General features: G+C 68.7%; 13 protein-coding genes and 1 riboswitch. Of the genes, 2 read left to right on the top strand and 11 right to left on the bottom strand.

Translation table 11 applies throughout. From position 1 onward, the window contains the following. On the top strand, window positions 1–690 hold a 690-nt coding region (locus tag PMI02_RS12785; RefSeq protein WP_007683231.1), incomplete at its 5' end, for an alpha-ketoacid dehydrogenase subunit beta. 82 nt (window positions 691–772) lie between these two features. Here PMI02_RS12785 and PMI02_RS12780 read toward each other — a convergent pair. From PMI02_RS12780 to PMI02_RS12770, 3 genes are all read right to left on the bottom strand, one after another. Continuing rightward, complete coding sequence (locus tag PMI02_RS12780; protein WP_007683229.1) at window positions 773–1,465, bottom strand: TetR/AcrR family transcriptional regulator; 693 nt, start codon at window positions 1,463–1,465, stop codon at window positions 773–775. A gap of 79 nt (window positions 1,466–1,544) precedes the next feature. Then, window positions 1,545–2,333, bottom strand: a complete 789-nt coding sequence (locus PMI02_RS12775) for an ABC transporter ATP-binding protein (protein WP_007683227.1) — start codon at window positions 2,331–2,333, stop codon at window positions 1,545–1,547. Beyond that, window positions 2,327–3,265, bottom strand: coding sequence for an iron ABC transporter permease (locus tag PMI02_RS12770; protein WP_052025554.1), 939 nt, complete (start codon window positions 3,263–3,265; stop codon window positions 2,327–2,329). The genes PMI02_RS12775 and PMI02_RS12770 overlap by 7 nt, the downstream gene beginning before the upstream one ends. 143 nt (window positions 3,266–3,408) lie before the next feature. Here PMI02_RS12770 and PMI02_RS12765 point away from each other — a divergent pair, with 143 nt between their 5' ends. Then, window positions 3,409–4,284 carry an ABC transporter substrate-binding protein gene (locus tag PMI02_RS12765; RefSeq protein WP_007683223.1) on the top strand — a complete coding sequence of 292 codons (876 nt, stop codon included), beginning with the start codon at window positions 3,409–3,411 and terminating at the stop codon, window positions 4,282–4,284. On the opposite strand, the gene bluB is transcribed toward PMI02_RS12765, so the two are convergent. From bluB to PMI02_RS12725, 8 genes are all read right to left on the bottom strand, one after another. Continuing rightward, window positions 4,271–4,915 (bottom strand): 5,6-dimethylbenzimidazole synthase, encoded by a 645-nt coding sequence (gene bluB / locus PMI02_RS12760; protein WP_036503713.1) that lies wholly within the window; start codon window positions 4,913–4,915, stop codon window positions 4,271–4,273. The genes PMI02_RS12765 and bluB overlap by 14 nt on opposite strands. 86 nt (window positions 4,916–5,001) lie before the next feature. After that, window positions 5,002–5,610: a cob(I)yrinic acid a,c-diamide adenosyltransferase gene (gene cobO, locus PMI02_RS12755; RefSeq protein ID WP_007683219.1), complete on the bottom strand. Its 609-nt coding sequence runs from the start codon at window positions 5,608–5,610 to the stop codon at window positions 5,002–5,004. 1 nt (window position 5,611) lies between these two features. Further along, window positions 5,612–9,340 carry a cobaltochelatase subunit CobN gene (gene cobN, locus PMI02_RS12750; RefSeq protein WP_007683217.1) on the bottom strand — a complete coding sequence of 1,243 codons (3,729 nt, stop codon included), beginning with the start codon at window positions 9,338–9,340 and terminating at the stop codon, window positions 5,612–5,614. Next, on the bottom strand, window positions 9,340–10,389 hold the full coding sequence (gene cobW / locus PMI02_RS12745) for a cobalamin biosynthesis protein CobW (RefSeq protein ID WP_007683215.1): 1,050 nt from the start codon (window positions 10,387–10,389) through the stop codon (window positions 9,340–9,342). Before cobW ends, cobN begins: the two co-directional genes overlap by 1 nt. A 186-nt stretch (window positions 10,390–10,575) precedes the next feature. Then, window positions 10,576–10,817: riboswitch (cobalamin riboswitch) on the bottom strand. A gap of 148 nt (window positions 10,818–10,965) precedes the next feature. Beyond that, a complete protein-coding gene (locus tag PMI02_RS12740) occupies window positions 10,966–12,786 on the bottom strand; it encodes an ABC transporter ATP-binding protein/permease (protein WP_007683213.1) in 1,821 nt (606 codons plus the stop codon). Between the two features lie 76 nt (window positions 12,787–12,862). Then, window positions 12,863–13,768, bottom strand: coding sequence for an aspartyl protease family protein (locus PMI02_RS12735; RefSeq protein WP_238539068.1), 906 nt, complete (start codon window positions 13,766–13,768; stop codon window positions 12,863–12,865). A 105-nt stretch (window positions 13,769–13,873) separates the two neighbouring features. Beyond that, complete coding sequence (locus tag PMI02_RS12730; RefSeq protein WP_007683211.1) at window positions 13,874–15,379, bottom strand: oligosaccharide flippase family protein; 1,506 nt, start codon at window positions 15,377–15,379, stop codon at window positions 13,874–13,876. Window positions 15,380–15,384: 5 nt separating this feature from the next. Further along, window positions 15,385–16,380, bottom strand: coding sequence for a glycosyltransferase (locus tag PMI02_RS12725; RefSeq protein ID WP_007683209.1), 996 nt, complete (start codon window positions 16,378–16,380; stop codon window positions 15,385–15,387). Window positions 16,381–16,601: the final 221 nt, after the last annotated feature.

Genomic DNA, 16,601 nt, shown 5'->3' with positions numbered 1-16,601 from the left:
GGCGGGCAGGCGCTCCTGCCGATGGTGATCCGCTCGTGCCTGTTCTACGGCGAAGCCGACCCGGCCCTGCCGGCGGAGCGGCCCTACCCGATCTTCATGAACATGCCGGGCCTCAAGATAATCGCGCCCTCGAACGCCCACGACATGAAGGGCCTGCTCAAGGCCGCGATCCGCGACGACGAGCCGGTGATGTCGTTCGAGGATGCCACTTGCTGGATGACCGCCTGCGACGTTCCCGAGGACCCGGACTTCCTCGTGCCGCTGGGCAAGGGCGAGATCAGGCGCGCGGGCAGCGACGTGACGGTCGTGGCCATCGCGGGCGCGGTCAACATCGCTCTCGACGCCGCGCGCAAATTGCAGGCGGAGGGAATCTCGGTCGAGGTCGTGGACCCGCGCACGCTGGTCCCGCTGGACCGCGAGATCATCCTGCGGTCGGTGCGCAAGACCGGCCGCGCCATCTGCGTCGATCCGGCCCACGAGACCTGCAGCGCCGCCAGCGAAATCGCCGCCACCATCGCCGAGCAGGCTTTCGGCGCCCTGCGCGCGCCGGTGGTGCGGGTTGCCACCCTCGACATGCAGCTGCCGTCGAACCCTCATGCGGAAAAGCCGCTCTATCCCTCGGTGGAACGCATCATCGAGGCGGCGCGAACGCTGGTGGGCACTGCAACCGCGCGTCCTCGGGCGGCCTGAAGTCCTGAATCGCGCGGCGCGGCGAATGCCGGCGGCCGCAGCCTCTCCGGCGCTCCGACACGATCAAACCATGGCGGCCATGTCAGGCCATCACCCGGGAAAGCATGCGCAAGTGCCGCCGCGCCTCGCCGCGCAGTTCGCCGGCAAGCGGCGGTTCGGCATGCGGGAGAAGCACCTGGCAGATCGCGAGACGCAGGTGCGTTTCGAGCGCGTCATCCGCGATCTCGCGTTTGGCCCACAGGATCACGGTTCCCACCATGCTCATGCAGACCAGGCGCGCCAGCAGGGCGATGTCGTCGACCGTGACCAGCCCCGCCGCGCGCATCGAGCGCAGGGCGCCGCCGGCGTAATTCTCGTATATCTCGGGCAGGCCCACCAGTCCGGCATGGGCGACCAGGATCGGCGCGAAGGCGCGGGCGAGTTCGGGGGCTTCGAACGTCTTGTCCGCGAGCTTGCCGGGCAGGACGCGGAAGAACGCCATGCCTCCATCCTCCGGTTCCGCCCCCGCCTCGCGGTGGGCGGCGGCGATCGTCTCCTCGCTACGCTGCCGCGCGCTGGATGCGAACAGGCCGTCCTTCGAGCCATAAATGTTGAACAGCGTGCGCTCCGCCACGCCCGCTTCCTGTGCGATCATCTTCATCGAAAGCGCCTCGCCGCCGTGGAGGGCGAGGAGAGTGAAGGTCGCGGCCTCGATCCGCTCACGCCTGTCGCGCTGACGCGGGGTGAGCGCGCGCGGCGCGAGAAGGGTTTCGCGGAAGGAAGACGATGTGGCCATGGCGCAAACTTAGAGTGAACTCAGGTAAGATCAAACGCCACAAATGGGTAAATACATCGGTTTCCGTCCCAAGGACAACCTATTCTCCGCGTTCCCGGCAGCGCCCGAGCGGGACCACCATCGGCGCCGTGCCAGCCATGTCGATATGCCCGCTCACGCCGTAGACGGTCCGCAGCCGGTCGGCGCTGAGCACTTCGCGCGGGGTGCCCTCCGCAACGAGTACGCCGCGGTCGATGAGGAGGAGGCGGTCGCAATAGCGCGCGGCCATCGTCAGATCGTGCAGGACGGTGACGACCAGCGCTCCCGCCTTTGCCTCGCGTGAGAGCAGTTCCATGACGTCGATCTGGTGGCCGGGGTCGAGCGAGGCCAGCGGCTCGTCGGCCACGATGCCTTTGGCGCCAACGGCCAGCGCCCGCGCAAGCATGACCCGCGCCCGCTCGCCGCCCGAAAGCTCGGTGACGATGCGGGCGGAGAGATGGGCGACGTCGGCGCGCGTCATTGCCTCCAGCACCGCCGCGCGGTCCTCTGCGCCGATCCGCGACATGGGGGCGAGGTGCGGCAGGCGGCCCAGAGCCACCAGCCGTTCCACGCTGAGCGGCCAGTGCAGGGTCTGGCCCTGCGGCAGGTAAGCGACAGTGCGGGCAAGTTCGCGCGGTCGGAGGGCGGCGACGTCGCGCCCGTCGATGGTGACGGAGCCCTGCATGATCGGGACGAGCCCCAGCATCGCGCGCACGAGCGTCGATTTTCCGGCCCCGTTGGGGCCGATCACGCCCGTCAGCGTGCCCGGCCGCAAGGTGGCGCTCACGCTGGTGAGGACGGCGCGGCGGCCGAGGTCCGCGGAGAGACCTTGAATCGCGATCGTCACCACGAGCGGCGCTCCCGCAGCAGGTGGACGAGGAAGACCGGGACACCCAGGAACGCGGTGACCACGCCGAGTTTCAGCTCGCTCGCGGTCGGGATCAGGCGCACGAGGATGTCCGCTCCGGCCAGCAGGATCGACCCGCCCAGCAGCGAGGGGAGCAATACCGCCGAGGGGCTGCGGTCGGTCAGCGGGCGGACGAGATGCGGCACGATCAGCCCGATGAACCCGATCGAGCCTGACACCGCGACCGCGCCGCCCACGCCCACCGCGACGCCCAGCAGCAGCCGGCGGCGGGTTCGGCGAAGATCGACGCCGAGCGAACGCGCCCCGTCCTCGCCGAGCGACAGCGCATCGAGCGCGCGCGGGTCGTAGAGCAGCAGGCCGATGCCAAGCGCGGCGCAGGGCAGCGCGATCCAGACGTGCTCCATCGTCCGGTTCTCGATCGAACCGAGCAGCCAAGCCATGATTTCCATCGCCGCGAATGGGTTGGAAGACAAGTTCAGCGCGAGGCTGATCCCCGCCCCCGCCAGCGTCGAAACCGCGATGCCGGCAAGGATCAGCGTCAGCGGGCTCTCCGATCGTCCCGCCAGCGCGAACAGCAGCCCCAGCGCGACGAGGCCCAAAGCAATCGAGAGCAGGGGCAGCATGGCGACGTTCCAGTCGGCGATCCCGAAGTAGATCGCCGCGACTGCCCCCAATGCCGCCGAGTTCGACGCGCCCAACACCGAGGGCTCCGCCAGCGGGTTGCGCAGGTAGCCCTGCAGCACCGCGCCCGCGAGCCCGAGCATGGCGCCTACCAGCAGCGCCACGAGGGTGCGCGGCAGGCGCAGTTCGAACAGGATCGCCCGCGCGATCGCGTCGCCATGCCCTGTGAGGGCCACGAGGATGCGCGTTTCCGACAGGTGGACAGGGCCCAGGCTCATCGAAGCCAGAGCCATCACCAGCACGCCGGCGATGAGAAGCGGAATCAGCGCCGGGTGGCGCGCCGCAGGGAATGCGTCGTTGAGCACGAATACCTCGAAATGGATCGGTTCCCCGTCACGCTTGTGTCCCGGGGTCGTGTTGCTATGGGAGCGCTGGTATGGCGCTTACGGCTTATCTTCGTTCTGGCAAGCTCGCGCTGTGCGCGGTCGTGGCCACCCTCGGCGGCGTGGCGGCGTGGGCGGCTTCTGTGCCCAAGCCGATGATCGCGGCGAGGACGCCTCAGCGGATCGTTTCGCTCAACCTCTGCGCGGACCAGCTGGTCATGGCGCTGGCGGACCGGGAGCAGATTGCCGGCCTCACTCGTTACGCCGCCGACCCGGCGATGTCCGCCGCCGCGTCTTCCGCGAAGGGCCTGCCGATCCTGCGCGGCTCGGCCGAGGAAATCATGGCGATCGCCCCCGACCTCGTCATCGGCATGCCCGCGCGGCGCAGCCCGGCCATCGCCGTGCTCAAGGCGAAGAAGTACCCTGCGCTCGATATCAAGTCGCCCGACAGCTACGATGCCATCCTGCGCTCGATCCGCGAGGTCGCGAAGGCGGTCGGGCATCCCCAGCGCGGCGAGGCGCTGATCGCGCGGATGAACCGCGACCTTGCGAGGCTGCCCCACGCACGCACCGGCAAGGTCGCGGCCTACTATCAACGTAGGGGCTACATGACCGGCACCGGGACGCTCATAGACGACCTGATGACGCGCGCGGGCGTCATCAACCTCGCGGGGAAGCTGGGCAAGCCCTCGCTGTCGCAGATGAGCCTCGAGGAGATGGCCGCCGCTCGGCCGGACTTCCTGATCGTCGATACCGCCACCGAAAAGGTCGTCGACCAAGGCACAGCGATGATGCACCACCCGGTGCTGGACGGCATCCCGCGCATCGGCATCCCGCAGGCCTGGACGGTCTGCGGCGGCCCGGCCTACGTCAAGGCGGCGCGGGCGATGTCTGCGGGGGCAGGGGCGGCAGGCGTCAACGCTCGCTGACATTGGCCCTCCAGTCGAGGCGGGCCTGCCAGCCGCGGCGTTCGAGTTCGGGCACTTCGTCCGCCTCCACCGGCTCCCCGAGGCAGAGCAGCGCGACGAAGCGCCAGGCTTGGGGCATGTCGAGCAGCGCCATGACGGTCTCGGGCTCGGCGATCGAGACCCAGCCGAGGCCGAGGCCCCGCGCGCGGGCAGCCAGCCACAAGGTGTGGATCGCCATGACCACCGACCATTCGCGCGTCTGCGGCATCGTCGCCGCGCCGAGGCCCGCACCGATCTCGGTCGCATCGTCGCAGAACACGGCGAGGATTTCCGGGGCCTCCCGCAGGCCGTGGAGTTTCAGCGCGGCGTAGGCCTGGCGGCGGTCGGCCATCGCTTCGCCGGCGCGTTCGGCTTCGCCATCGACGTGGCGGGCGAGATCTTCGCGCAGGGCGGCCGAGCGTATGCGCACGAACCGCCAGGGCTGCGAATTGCCGACCGAGGGGGCGAGTTGGGCAGTGGCCAGCAGTTCGGCGACGACATCTTCGCCGACCGGGTCGCGCCGGAAATGTCGCACGTCGCGCCGCCATGCCAGCAGGGAAGCGAGGTCGTCGCGGAACCGGACGTCGAACAGGGGCCCTGCACTGTCGCCCATAAACCTCGTCGTCCTCGCTTTCGCGGGGAAGACGGAGTGGGTTTTGTCCAGGTCTGTTTCGATCTCGGATGCCATCGGGGCGGAGCCTAGAACTCGATCCCCGGCTGCGCCTTGACCGCCTGTTCGCGGAAGGGGTGCTTCACCAGCGTCATCTCGGTAACAAGATCGGCCTGCTCGATCAGCGCTTCGGGCGCATTGCGCCCCGTCACGATGACGTGCTTCATTTCCGCCTTCGCGCCCAGCACTTCGAGAACTTCGGCGAGCGGCAGATAGTCGTAGCGCAGGACGATGTTTAGCTCGTCCGCCAGCACCATGTCGTAGGCCGGGTCCTCGATCATCCGCTTGACCTCGTCCCACGCCTCGCGGGCGAGGGCGATGTCGCGGGCGCGGTCCTGGGTGTTCCAGGTGAAGCCCTCGCCCATCGGCTTGAACTCGACGTTGGCGGGGAAGGCGTTGAAGACGACCTTCTCGCCGGTGGTCATCGCGCCCTTGACGAACTGCACGACGCCGACCTTCTTGCCGTGCCCGATGGCGCGCACCACCATGCCGAGCGCGGCGGTGGTCTTGCCCTTGCCCTTGCCGGTGTGGACGATCAGCAGGCCCTTCTCGACGGTCTTGGCCGCCATGATCTTGTCGTGGGCGGCCTGCTTCTTCTTCATCTTCTCGGCGTGGCGTTCGTCCGTGCGTTCGGCCATTCTACTCTCCTGCAAGCTGGGCGAGCAGGACGCCCGCGCTGTTCGATTTCGGTTTCCAAAGCCCGCGTTCCAGCGCCTCGGCGAGGCGGGCGGCGGTTTCGCGCAGGGCCGCCGGGTTGGCGTCCTGCATGAAGGCGCGGACGTCATCGTCCTCGATGAAGGCGGCGTGGACGGCGTCGAAGTGGTGGTCCTTCACCGCGTGGGTCGTGGCGGCGAAGGCGAAGAGGTAGTCGACCGAGGCGGCGATCTCGAACGCGCCCTTGTAGCCGTGGCGCATGACACCCGCGATCCACTTGGGGTTGGTGACGCGGGCCCGCACCACGCGGCCGATCTCGTCCTCCAGCGTGCGGATTACCGGGCGTTCGGGGCGCGAGTGGTCGTTGTGATAGGACACGACCTTGCGGCCCTTGAGGTGCTCGACCGCCGCGGCGATGCCACCTTCGAACTGGTAGTAGTCGTCGCTGTCGAGCAGGTCGTGTTCCCGGTTGTCCTGATTCTGGACCACGGCGTCGGACTGCGTGAGACGGGCGGCGAACAGCTCGCGCTCGGCCTCGCCCTCGACGCCCGCGCCGTAGGCGTAGCTGCCCCAGTCGAGATAGATATTCGCCAGGTCGGCGCGCTCGTGCCACAGCTTCTCGTCGATCATCGCCTGAAGGCCGGCACCGTAGGCACCGGGTTTGGAGCCGAAAACGCGGGCGCCGGCCCGGCGGGCGGCGAGTTCGGGTCTCTCGCCCTGCGCGGCGAGCAGGTCGACTTCCTCGCGGTGGCGTTCGGCGGCGGGGTTGTCGCCCTCGGGTTCGTCGAGCGCCATGACGGCGCGGGCGGCGCTGTCGATCAGGTCCATCTGCTCGGGGAAGGCGTCGCGGAAGAAGCCCGAGACGCGCAGGGTCACGTCCACGCGCGGGCGCCGCAATTCGGCGACGGTGATGATCTCGAAGCCGGTGACGCGGCCCGAAGTCCACTCCCAGCGCGGCCGCACGCCCATCAGCGCCAGGGCCTGCGCGATGTCGTCGCCGCCGGTGCGCATGTTGGCTGTGCCCCAGGCCGAGAGCGCCATGGCGCGAGGGTAGTCGCCCTCGCGCTGGAGATAGTCTTCGACCAGCAGCTGCGCGGACTTGAAGCCGAGGTCCCAGGCGACCGCGGTGGGCACGGCGCGGGTGTCCACCGAGTAGAAGTTGCGGCCGGTGGGCAGCACTTCGGGGCGTCCGCGCGTCGGCGCGCCGGAGGGGCCAGGGAGCACGAAGCGGCCGTCGAGCCCAGCGAGCAAGGCGGCGGTTTCGGCCTCGCCGCACGCGTCCACACGCGGGGCGAGGTTATTGGTGATCTCGGCGAGCACGGCGGCGGTTCGGCTGCCGGTCGCCTGGTAGGGTGGAGGCGAATCCGCCCATTTCGCTGCGAGCAGTTCCAGCCGCTCCACCGTATCGCCCAGCGTGCGCCACGGATCGTCCGACACCGCCGCCAGCATCGCCGGTCGCGCACCGTCCCAAGGATCGCCCATCCGGCAGTCGAGCGGATCGAACGCCAGCCCAAAATCCTCCGCCATCGCCCGCAGCAGAGAGGCCTGCCCCGGCCGGTCATACCCGCGCGGCGTACGCGCCAAAGCGACCAGCAGGTCGCGCCGCAGCCGGCCCTTGGGCGAGTGGCCGAAGACGTGCAGCCCGTCGCGGATCTGCAGTTCCTTGAGCTCGCACAGGTAGTTGTCGATCGCGGAGAGGGCATCGTCGCCGTCCCCCGTCGCCCCGGCGTCCTGGTCCAGCCCGTTGCCGCGCGCGAGGTCGAGGATGTCGCGCTTGAGCCGCTCCAGCCGGCGCGGGTCCATGCCCGCGGCGAGGTAGTATTCGTCGACCAGCGCCTCGAGCTGCTTGAGCGGCCCGTAGCTTTCGGCGCGGGTAAGGGGGGGCGTCAGGTGGTCGATCACCACCGCGCCGATGCGGCGCTTGGCCTGCGTGCCCTCGCCGGGGTCGTTGACGATGAAGGGGTAGAGCTGCGGCACCGGCCCGGCGCAAATCTCGGGGAAGCAGTCGGGGGAGAGCGATATCGCCTTGCCGGGCAGCCATTCGAGATTGCCGTGCTTGCCGACATGCACCAGCGCCTGCGCGCCAAACTGCCTGTCGAGCCAGACGTGGAAGGCGAAGTAGGCGTGCGGCGGGGGCAGCGCCGGGTCGTGGTAGCTGGCCTTGGGGTCGATGTTGTACCCGCGCGCCGGCTGGACCGCGAGCGCGACATTGCCGAAGCGGTGGACGGCGAGTCGGAAGGCGCCATCGCGCACGAAGGGGTCGGCCTCGGGCTCACCCCATTTATCGAGCATGGCGGCGCGGGCGGTCTCGGGGACCTGCGCGAAGGCGGCGCGGTGGTCGGCAAGGGGTAGCGCGATCTCACCGGGGCGGGCCAGCGAGGTGAGGTCGTTGGTCACGCCGCCGGTCATCAGCGCCATGAGGCTCGCGCCGTCCTTCGGAGCGTTACCGACATCGTAGCCGGCGCGGCGCAGGCCGGCGAGGATCGAGGCGGCGCTGGCGGGGGTGTCGAGGCCGACGCCGTTGCCGATCCGCCCGTCGCGGTTGGGGTAGTTGGCGAGCACCAGCGCGACCTTGCGCTCGGGCGCGGGGGTGCGGCGCAGGTGGGCCCAGTTGGCGGCGAGGTCGGCGGCGAAGGCCACGCGGTCCGGGGCGACGCGGGGGACGACGATGCCGCACTGGGTCACTTCGTCGAAGCGCTCGGCGGCCTTGAAGGCGACGGCGCGCGTGAAGATGCGCCCGTCCACCTCGGGCAGCGCCACGTTCATGGCGAGGTCGCGCGGGCCAAGGCCGCGCGCGGCGGCGCGCCAGTCGGCCTCCTCGACGCCCGCGAAGGCGACCTGCAGGATCGGGCAGTCGGCGCGTTCGAGCACGCCGGGTGTGCGCGGCTCGCCCGATGAGGAGGAGGCGAAGCTGGTGGCGTTGATGACCACGTCCGGGGCGATCCCGGCCATCAGCCCGCCGAGCCAGTCGATCGCGAAAGGCTCGCGCAGGGCGCGGACGTGGACGGCGGCGACGTTGAGGCCGCGCGCTTCCAGCGCGGCGACCATGGCGTCCACCGCGTCGAGCGTGCCCGCGATCATCAGCGCGCGGTAGAACACCATGAGCGCGACCGGGGCATCCGGCTTCCAGCGCGCGCGAAGGTCGGCGAGGCCGGGGCGGTCCACGCCGGAAATGTAGAGCCCGGCATCGGCGACGGGCACCGGGTCGTCGGGCTGACCGCAGTCCTCTCCGATGATCCGCACGGCGGTGCGCAGGAACGAGAGGGCGTTGGCGGTGCCGCCCTGGCGCAGGTAGTCGCGCAAGTGCTTGACCTGCGCGGCGGGCAGGGTGCAGGCGCGGTCGAGGGCGGGGTCGTCCTCGCGCCCGTCGGCGATGGCGGCGAAGGCGATGCCGCGTTCGCGCGCCACGGCGGCGATCTCGTCGATGCCGTAGGGCCAGTAGCTCTTGCCCCCAAGCAGCACGACGCAGACGAACCGGGCGTGGGCGATCACTTTCTCGACGTAGAGGTCGATCGAGTAGGGATGCTTGAGCTGGAGCAGATTGGCGAGGCGCACGCTCGGCGCGCCCGCGGGCAGCTGCGCCGCCGCCTTGGCGAAGCAGGCGAGTTCACTGTCCGCCACCGTCAGGATGACGATGTCGCCCGGCGGCTGGTCGAGGTCGATTGCCTCTTCGCCGTTGGTGATGGTGCCCGGAGTGGCGGACAGCAGGTGCATCAGGCGGCTAGGGTCCCGAGCACGGATCCCAGCCCGGCCTCGATGGCGGCGCGGTCGAGGCCCTTCTGGCCGATCACCACCAGTTGCGTGCGGCGCGGTTCCTCGAGCTTCCAGGCGCGGTCGTAGAAGTGCTGGATGCGCGGGCCGACGGCCTGCACGATCAGGCGGCTGGGCTTGCCGGCGACGGCGACCATGCCCTTGATGCGCAGGATGTCGTGGACATGGATCAGCGTTTCGAGGCGGCCCGTCAGGCCATCGAGGTCGACGACTTCGCCGCCGGTGACCACAAAGCTGTCGAAGTCGTCGTGGTCGTGGCCTTCGTCGAGGCCGTCGATGTGGGACTTGCGGCTGTCGAGGTCGTCCTCGGCGGCGGCGGTGATGCCGAGCAGGGCGGCGATGTCGACCGCGCCGTGGTCGGCGTGGATGATCTTCACGCCGGGACGGGTCTCGGCCCCGACCAGCCCTTCGACGCGGGCCAGCGCCTCGGGGTCGAGAAGATCGGTCTTGTTGAGCACCACCATGTCCGCGCAGCCGAGCTGCTCCTCGAACAGTTCCTCGAGCGGGCTGTCGTGGTCGAGGTTGGGATCTGCGAGGCGTGCAGCGGTCAGCGCGGCCTCGTCTGTGGCGAAGCGCCCTGCCGCCACGGCATCGGCGTCGATCAGCGCGATGACGCCGTCGACGGTCGCGCGTGTGCGGATGTCGGGCCACTGGAAGGCCTTGACCAGCGGCTTGGGCAGGGCGAGGCCGGAGGTTTCGATGATGATGTGCTCGGGCGGGTTGGGCCGGTCGAGCAGCTTCATCATGGTGGGTAGGAAATCGTCGGCGACGGTGCAGCAGATGCAGCCGTTGGCCAGCTCGACGATGTCGTCCTCGGGGCAGGCCTCGTCGTTGCAGCCCTTCACCAGTTCGCTGTCGACGCCGACGTCGCCGAACTCGTTGATGATGAGAGCGATGCGGCGGCCGTCCGCGTTCCGCAGCAGGTGGCGCACGAGCGTGGTCTTGCCCGCTCCCAGGAAGCCGGTGATGACGGTGGTGGGCACTTTGCTCAATGGTCTTCTCCCCCGCGCGGTCAGCTCTTGCGCGGCGGGGCGTCCCGTCGATCAGGCGATCGACGGCCCGGCATACACGTCAGGCAGGCGCGAGGACGCCCGGCGCGTTTGCCGATGCGGCCCCGGCCGCATGACGAACGTCGCTCAGACGGATTACCGTGCCCCGGCCATCCCCTGGACCAAAGCAAGAGCGACCAGAACGCCGGCAGGTCTCCTGGCTCGCGGGTCAGGGCTTGATGCACGCCTTCCCAGGCCCCGCATGACTTAGCGTCCGGCCCAGTGGCTGCTTCCCCCGACTGGGAGGAAACGATGTGCATCGCGCTCGCCGCTTACAGTTGCAGGGACAGCTGCGGAGTTGGGCGGAAAACCACCCGCACCGCCTTCCCGTTTTAAGCCTCTTTCGAGGCACCGGCGCGATCTTCGAAACCTGCGCGTGAGCGCCGGTCCGGAGGCGGCAATAGGGGGATTTTCGCGGCCTGCCAATCGGAAGATTGCGGGCGGGCGCGGTCAGCGCCAGGCCGATCGGGGAGGCATATCCCAAGAACGGAGATAAGGGAAAATTCTGAGTAGGCGCCGCTACTCCGCCGCCTCGATCATCGCCTCGGCCTCGGCGGCCTGGCGCGACCACATTTCGGTGTAAAGGCCCTCGCGGCGCAGAAGCTGCGCGTGGGTGCCGCTCTCAGCCAGCCGGCCCTCGTTGAGCACGAGGATGCGATCGGCATCGGCGATCGTCGAGAGCCGATGCGCGATGGAGAGAGACGTGCGGTGCTCGGCGACGCGGTGGAGGGTGGCGAGGATGTCCTGCTCGGTCCGCGTGTCGAGGGCGCTGGTCGCCTCGTCGAGCACGAGGATCGGCGGGTTCTTGACGAGTGTGCGGGCGATGGCGACGCGCTGCTTCTCGCCGCCCGAAAGCTTGAGGCCGCGCTCGCCCACTTCGGTCGCGAAGCCCTTGGGCAGCCGGGCGATCAGGCTGGTGAGCGATGCCCCGCGCGCGGCGGCCTCGATTTCCTCGAGGCTGGCGCCGTCGCGGCCATAACCAATATTATAGCCGATGGTGTCGTTGAACAGCACCGAATCCTGCGGCACGATGCCGATCGCGGCGCGCAGGCTCGACTGCGTGACCTCGCGGATATCCTGCCCGTCGATCAGGATGCGGCCCGAAAGCGGATCATAGAAGCGGAACAGCAGCCGGGCGAGCGTCGACTTGCCCGCGCCCGAGGGGCCGACCACCGCGAAAGCCTGTCCGGCGGGCACCTCGAACGACAGTCCATGCAGGATCGTGCGGTCGGGGTCATAGCCGAACACCACGTTGTCGAACACGATCGAGGGCTGGCGGATGACCAACGCCGGCGCGCCGGGCGCGTCGGGCACTTCGACCTGGGTGTCGAGCAGGCGGAACATCTCGGCCATGTCGATCAGGCCCTGCCGGATGGTGCGGTAGACCATGCCCAGCATATCGAGCGGGCGGAACAGCTGCGTCAGGTAGGTCTGTACGAAGACCAGCTGGCCGGCCGTGTACTGCCCCTTATACCAGCCCCACACCGTCCACGCGAGCGCGCCCGCCATCAGCAGCGTCACCACCACGCCCTGCACGATGTTGAGCAGCCCGAGCGAGTTCTCGCTCTTCACCGCCGCTACGGCATAGGCGCGGGTGGCCTGGGCGTAGCGGGCCTCCTCGCGTGCCTCGGCCGAGAAGTATTTCACGGTCTCGTAGTTCAGCAGCGAATCCACGGCGCGGGACAGGGCCTGCCCGTCGAGCCGGTTCATCTGCTCGCGCAGCTTGGTCCGCCACTCGGTGATCGTGCGCGTCACCCAGATATAGGCCGCGACGGCCACGGCGGTGGCGAGCACCAGCCCGATGCCGAAATTGATGTAGAAGATCACCGCGACGACCAGCAGCTGCAGGATGGTCGGCGCGATGTTGAACAGCATGAAGTAGAGCATCGTGTCGATGCTCTTGGTCCCGCGCTCGATGGTCTTGGTGACCTCGCCGGTGCGCCGCGCGAGGTGGAAGCGCAGGCTCAGGCGGTGAAGCTGGCCGAACACGTTCTCCGCCAGCGCCCGCGTCGCGTCCTGGCCGACCCGCTCGAACACGATGTTGCGCAGGTTGTCGAACACCGTCTGCAGCAGCCGCCCGGCCGAGTAGGCGAGCACCGTCAGCATCGCCAGCTGGACCATCTTCGGCCCGGTGGTGCCCATCAGGTCGACCGCCCACTTCATCAGGTACGGCAGCACCAGCTGCGTGCCTGTCGAGAGCAGGATGAACACGCAGGCCCACACGATCCGCCACCGCAGTCCGGCGTCATCACGCGGCCATAGATAGGGCATGAAGCGCAGGAGCGTGCGCCAGCCGTCGTGGCGGGCGTTGGAATCAGGTACGGCTGTATCGGGAGGCATCGGCGCTATTTAGGGATCGGCACGGTTTAAGGAAGTGCCTGCCGCAACAATCCGGCAATGGCGCGTCCCAGGCGCTTCAGTCCACCTTGCCGATGTCGAGCAGCACCTTGCGGGTCGAGAAGTCGATGGCGACGCGCTTGAACGCGCGCAGTTCACGCATTCCAAGGAATATCGCGGGCCGCTTGCTCAGCTTGAGCTCGCCGAAGGCCGGCGCGTCGGCATAGGCGATCAGGACGTTGGTTACCGCGATCCCAGCCAGCTCGAGGCGTTTGGCGACCGCGAGTTCGACCGGCAGGTCATGGCCGGTGACACTCGACAGGGTTCCCCTCAACGGCGGGCGAGACCGCTCCTTGTGTGCCAGCGCGCGTTGCAGCGCGAGATTGCCGACACTGCCGCTGGCGCCGGTGTCGACCACGACGTCGACCCGTATGCCGTCGATCGTCGCGTTGGTGAGGATGAGCCTGCCGGACTTCTGCTTCGCCTGCACGACGATCTCGAAGCCCTGCCTGCCGCCGAGGTCGCGGGGGTTGCCGATCCGGATGGTATTGCGGGCGAAATCGAGGAGCACGCGCTCGTGCTGCAGGCTATCCGTGCCGAGAATGCCGTCGGCGCCCATGTCTCCGCTCTCCAGCAGGGGCACGGTCAGGTCGTAGAAGGAGCGGGGGCCGATATCGATCGAGTCGACCTGGGCGGTGGCGACCTGGTGGATGCCGGCAATACCCATGACCCGCACCTGCGGTCCCTGCGCGAGGCCCAGGGTGCCCGCCAGCGCCGTCGAGACGACCGTGCGCTGCGATCCGGTGTCGATGAGAAAGCGGTAGGGACCGATGTCGTGGATGGCGACATCGATCGTCATACGGGCGTGCGCGTCGGCCGCGCCCTGAACGATATCGGCCGCCGCACTTTCACTACCTGCGACAGGCATAGGCTTGGCGCCCAATATCACGGGATTGGCGATCAGTATCGCCAGGGCCAGGCTCATTCCCGCCATAGCATCCTCCTCGCGAGTTCATGCTCACGTATGTCTTATATAGAGGGCATATTATCACGATCTTGCGCGAGTCGCTAACAGATAGCGCGGTTTATTTCAGGTCGCGCGGACCTTGAGCCGGGCCAGCACGGGCGCAAGAATGTGCGCTGCCATGCCGGCCAGATCCTCGCGCGCCGGGTGACCGGAGAAGGCGACGGCAGCCAGCCATGCCAGGCCGGAAGCGCATCCGGCAGCGACGAGGCCAAGGAAGCCCAGCGTCGCGGGTGTACGCCAGACCGTGATCGCGAGCACCGCCGGAACGATCGTCGCGAGCGTGACCACGGCGCTGGCCCCATAGATGCGCAGGGCCGCGCTCCAGCGGAACCCGATCAGGCGCTGAAGCCACAGGGCATAGAGACAGAACCAGCCTAGCCCGTAGGCGAGGCGCGAGGCAGCGGCGGCCTCCACCCCGATCGCCGCGCCCGCCGCAAGCGTGCCCACCGACAGCGCGGTATCGATCAGGTTGAACCACAAAAGCTGGCGCAGCTTGCCCAGCAGGATCGGCAGGTCGACGTGGAGCGGCAGCGCCACGAAGAAGCACTCCGCGGCCGCAACGAACGCGAGCAGCGGCGCTGCCTCGGCCCAGCCAGGGCCGTAGAGAAGAAGGATCACCGGCTCGCTGAGCACCGCCAGCAGCGCCATCGCCGGCCAGACGATCGCGCCGTGCGCCGCGACCACGCGCTCGTAATAGGGGCCGAGCTCCTTGCCCTCGTCGCGCAGTCGGGCGAAGGCGGGGTAGTAGACCGCGCTGACGGCACCGACGACGAGCGTGTGTAACTGCGCGGCAAGGGCCGCACCCCGGCTGAACAGGCCGGCGGCGGTCATGCCCTGCAGCCCGCCGACGATCATGTCGGGACTGCGCACGCCGATGCCCCCGGAGAGGTAGATCGGCGTCGTCCCCGCGCTGAACTTCAGGATCGCGCGCAGTTCGGTCCAGTTGGCGCCCCGTCCGGGAAACGCGGGCTGGGCGATCTGGGCGATCACCGCGCGCACCACCGCCTGCGCGATCATCCCCCAGGCCAGCGCGAAAGACGACCATCCCAGCCAGGCCAGCGTGAGAGCCACTCCGCTGTTCGCCACCGCTCCGCCAAGGTTGACCGCGAACGTGCGGCTGAAGTCGAGCCGCCTCGCGAGCAGCGCCATCGGCACGATGCTCCAGGGCACGAATATGTACGACGCGGCGATAAGCTGGAGGATCGGCTCGATCCGCGGCTCGTCATAGAGCCGAGAGAGCGGCGCCGCGATCAGGTAGATGACGGCGGCCAAGGCCAGCGCGAAGGTGACCGCTATCGTCGTCGCGGAGCGCACCATCGCGCGGTCGCCGGTCGGGTGGCGGCCGATGTAGCGCTGCAACCCGAAGTCCTGGATGATCGAGAGCACCATCGCGGCGGCCAGCGCCACCGAGAACAGGCCGATCTCCTCGGGCTTCAGGAAGAAGCGCGAGATGACGACGGAAGTGAAGAACTGCAGCGCGAACAGCGAGTATTGGCTCGAGGCTGCCCACAGGGCCGCGGACTTCACGCTCCTGGTGCCGCGTCCGGCGGAAGCTGTATCGTCGGCCATGGCGATCAGGCCGTGCGCAGCAGAGTCGCGGCAAGCCGCAGGGCCCGCGCCGGCTCACGGAAGCGAAGCAGGCGCACCACGACACGCCACATGCCCGCGCGGTCGCCGCCCTCGCGCAAGTAGCGCAGCAGGAGGCCGAAACCCGGTCCGCGCAGACTGGTACGGGAATAGAGCAGTTGAGGGGCGACGCGGGCGCGAACGCCGCGACCAACTCCATCGCGGCCGAACACGCCGTCCAGTTCCTCGATGGCGGGTAGGCGTTCCAGGGCTTCGGTCGGATCGTGCCTTCCTTCCGCTCGCTCACGATAGGCGAGATAGGAGATGGCGGCGCCGATCTGCTGCTCAGTCGCGTGACGACTGGAGACCTGGTTATCGTAGTGACGGTAGCGCAGCAACCGCTCCGGGATGCTGGCGAGCCGGGTGACGCCGGCGAGGCGCAGCCATAGGTCGTAGTCCTCGCAGTGCCGGAACGCTCCGTGATAGCCGCCGACGCTGCACACCACGTCACGGCGGAACATCGCGGCCGGATGGCAGAGCAGCGGCCAGCCGTTCTCGATTGCCACAAGGAAGGCCTCGTGCGTCTCGGGATGCTCCTTGCCGGCCAGATGATAGGGTCGGCCATCGGCATCGATGTCCTCGGTCCAGCTTCCGACGACGCCGTAATCGGGGTGGCCGGCGAGGAAGGCGATCTGTTTCGAGAAACGGTCCGGGCGGCAGATGTCGTCGGCATCCATGCGCGCGATCAGCGGCGCGCAGGCCTGCTCGATCATCTCGTTGAGACTGGCGACGAGCCCCCGGTTCTCGCGCAGCGTTGCGCGGACCCGCGAGTCCTTCTGCGCATAGTGCCGGATGATTTCGGCGGAACCGTCCGTCGAGCCGTCATCGAGGATGAGAAATTCGAAATCCTCGAAATCCTGGGCCAGCACACTCTCGATTGCGGGCGCAAGGAAGCGCTCGCCATTATAGACGCTCATCGCAACACTGATCGCCGGTGTCGGCATGCAACTTCCCGTTGTGGCCGCGCGGGTAGGGCGCGGTCGGTGTAGGCCCCGCTTAGGCGCGCAGGGTAAAGAAAGGGTTTGGAGCGGATATGTCCGCCTGGGACGCTCCTGCACGGCGCAGGGTTGAAACAGGTGGCTGAGCCCCCATATCCCGGCTGCGATGGTCGAAACCGCGGAATTCGGGGTTTTGCCTGGGCCGGTCACTTTTTTGAAAAGGGGTG

The sequence above is a fragment of the Novosphingobium sp. AP12 genome, from assembly GCF_000281975.1.
GTDB lineage: Bacteria > Pseudomonadota > Alphaproteobacteria > Sphingomonadales > Sphingomonadaceae > Novosphingobium.
This window is presented reverse-complemented; position numbering and strand designations above follow the sequence as displayed.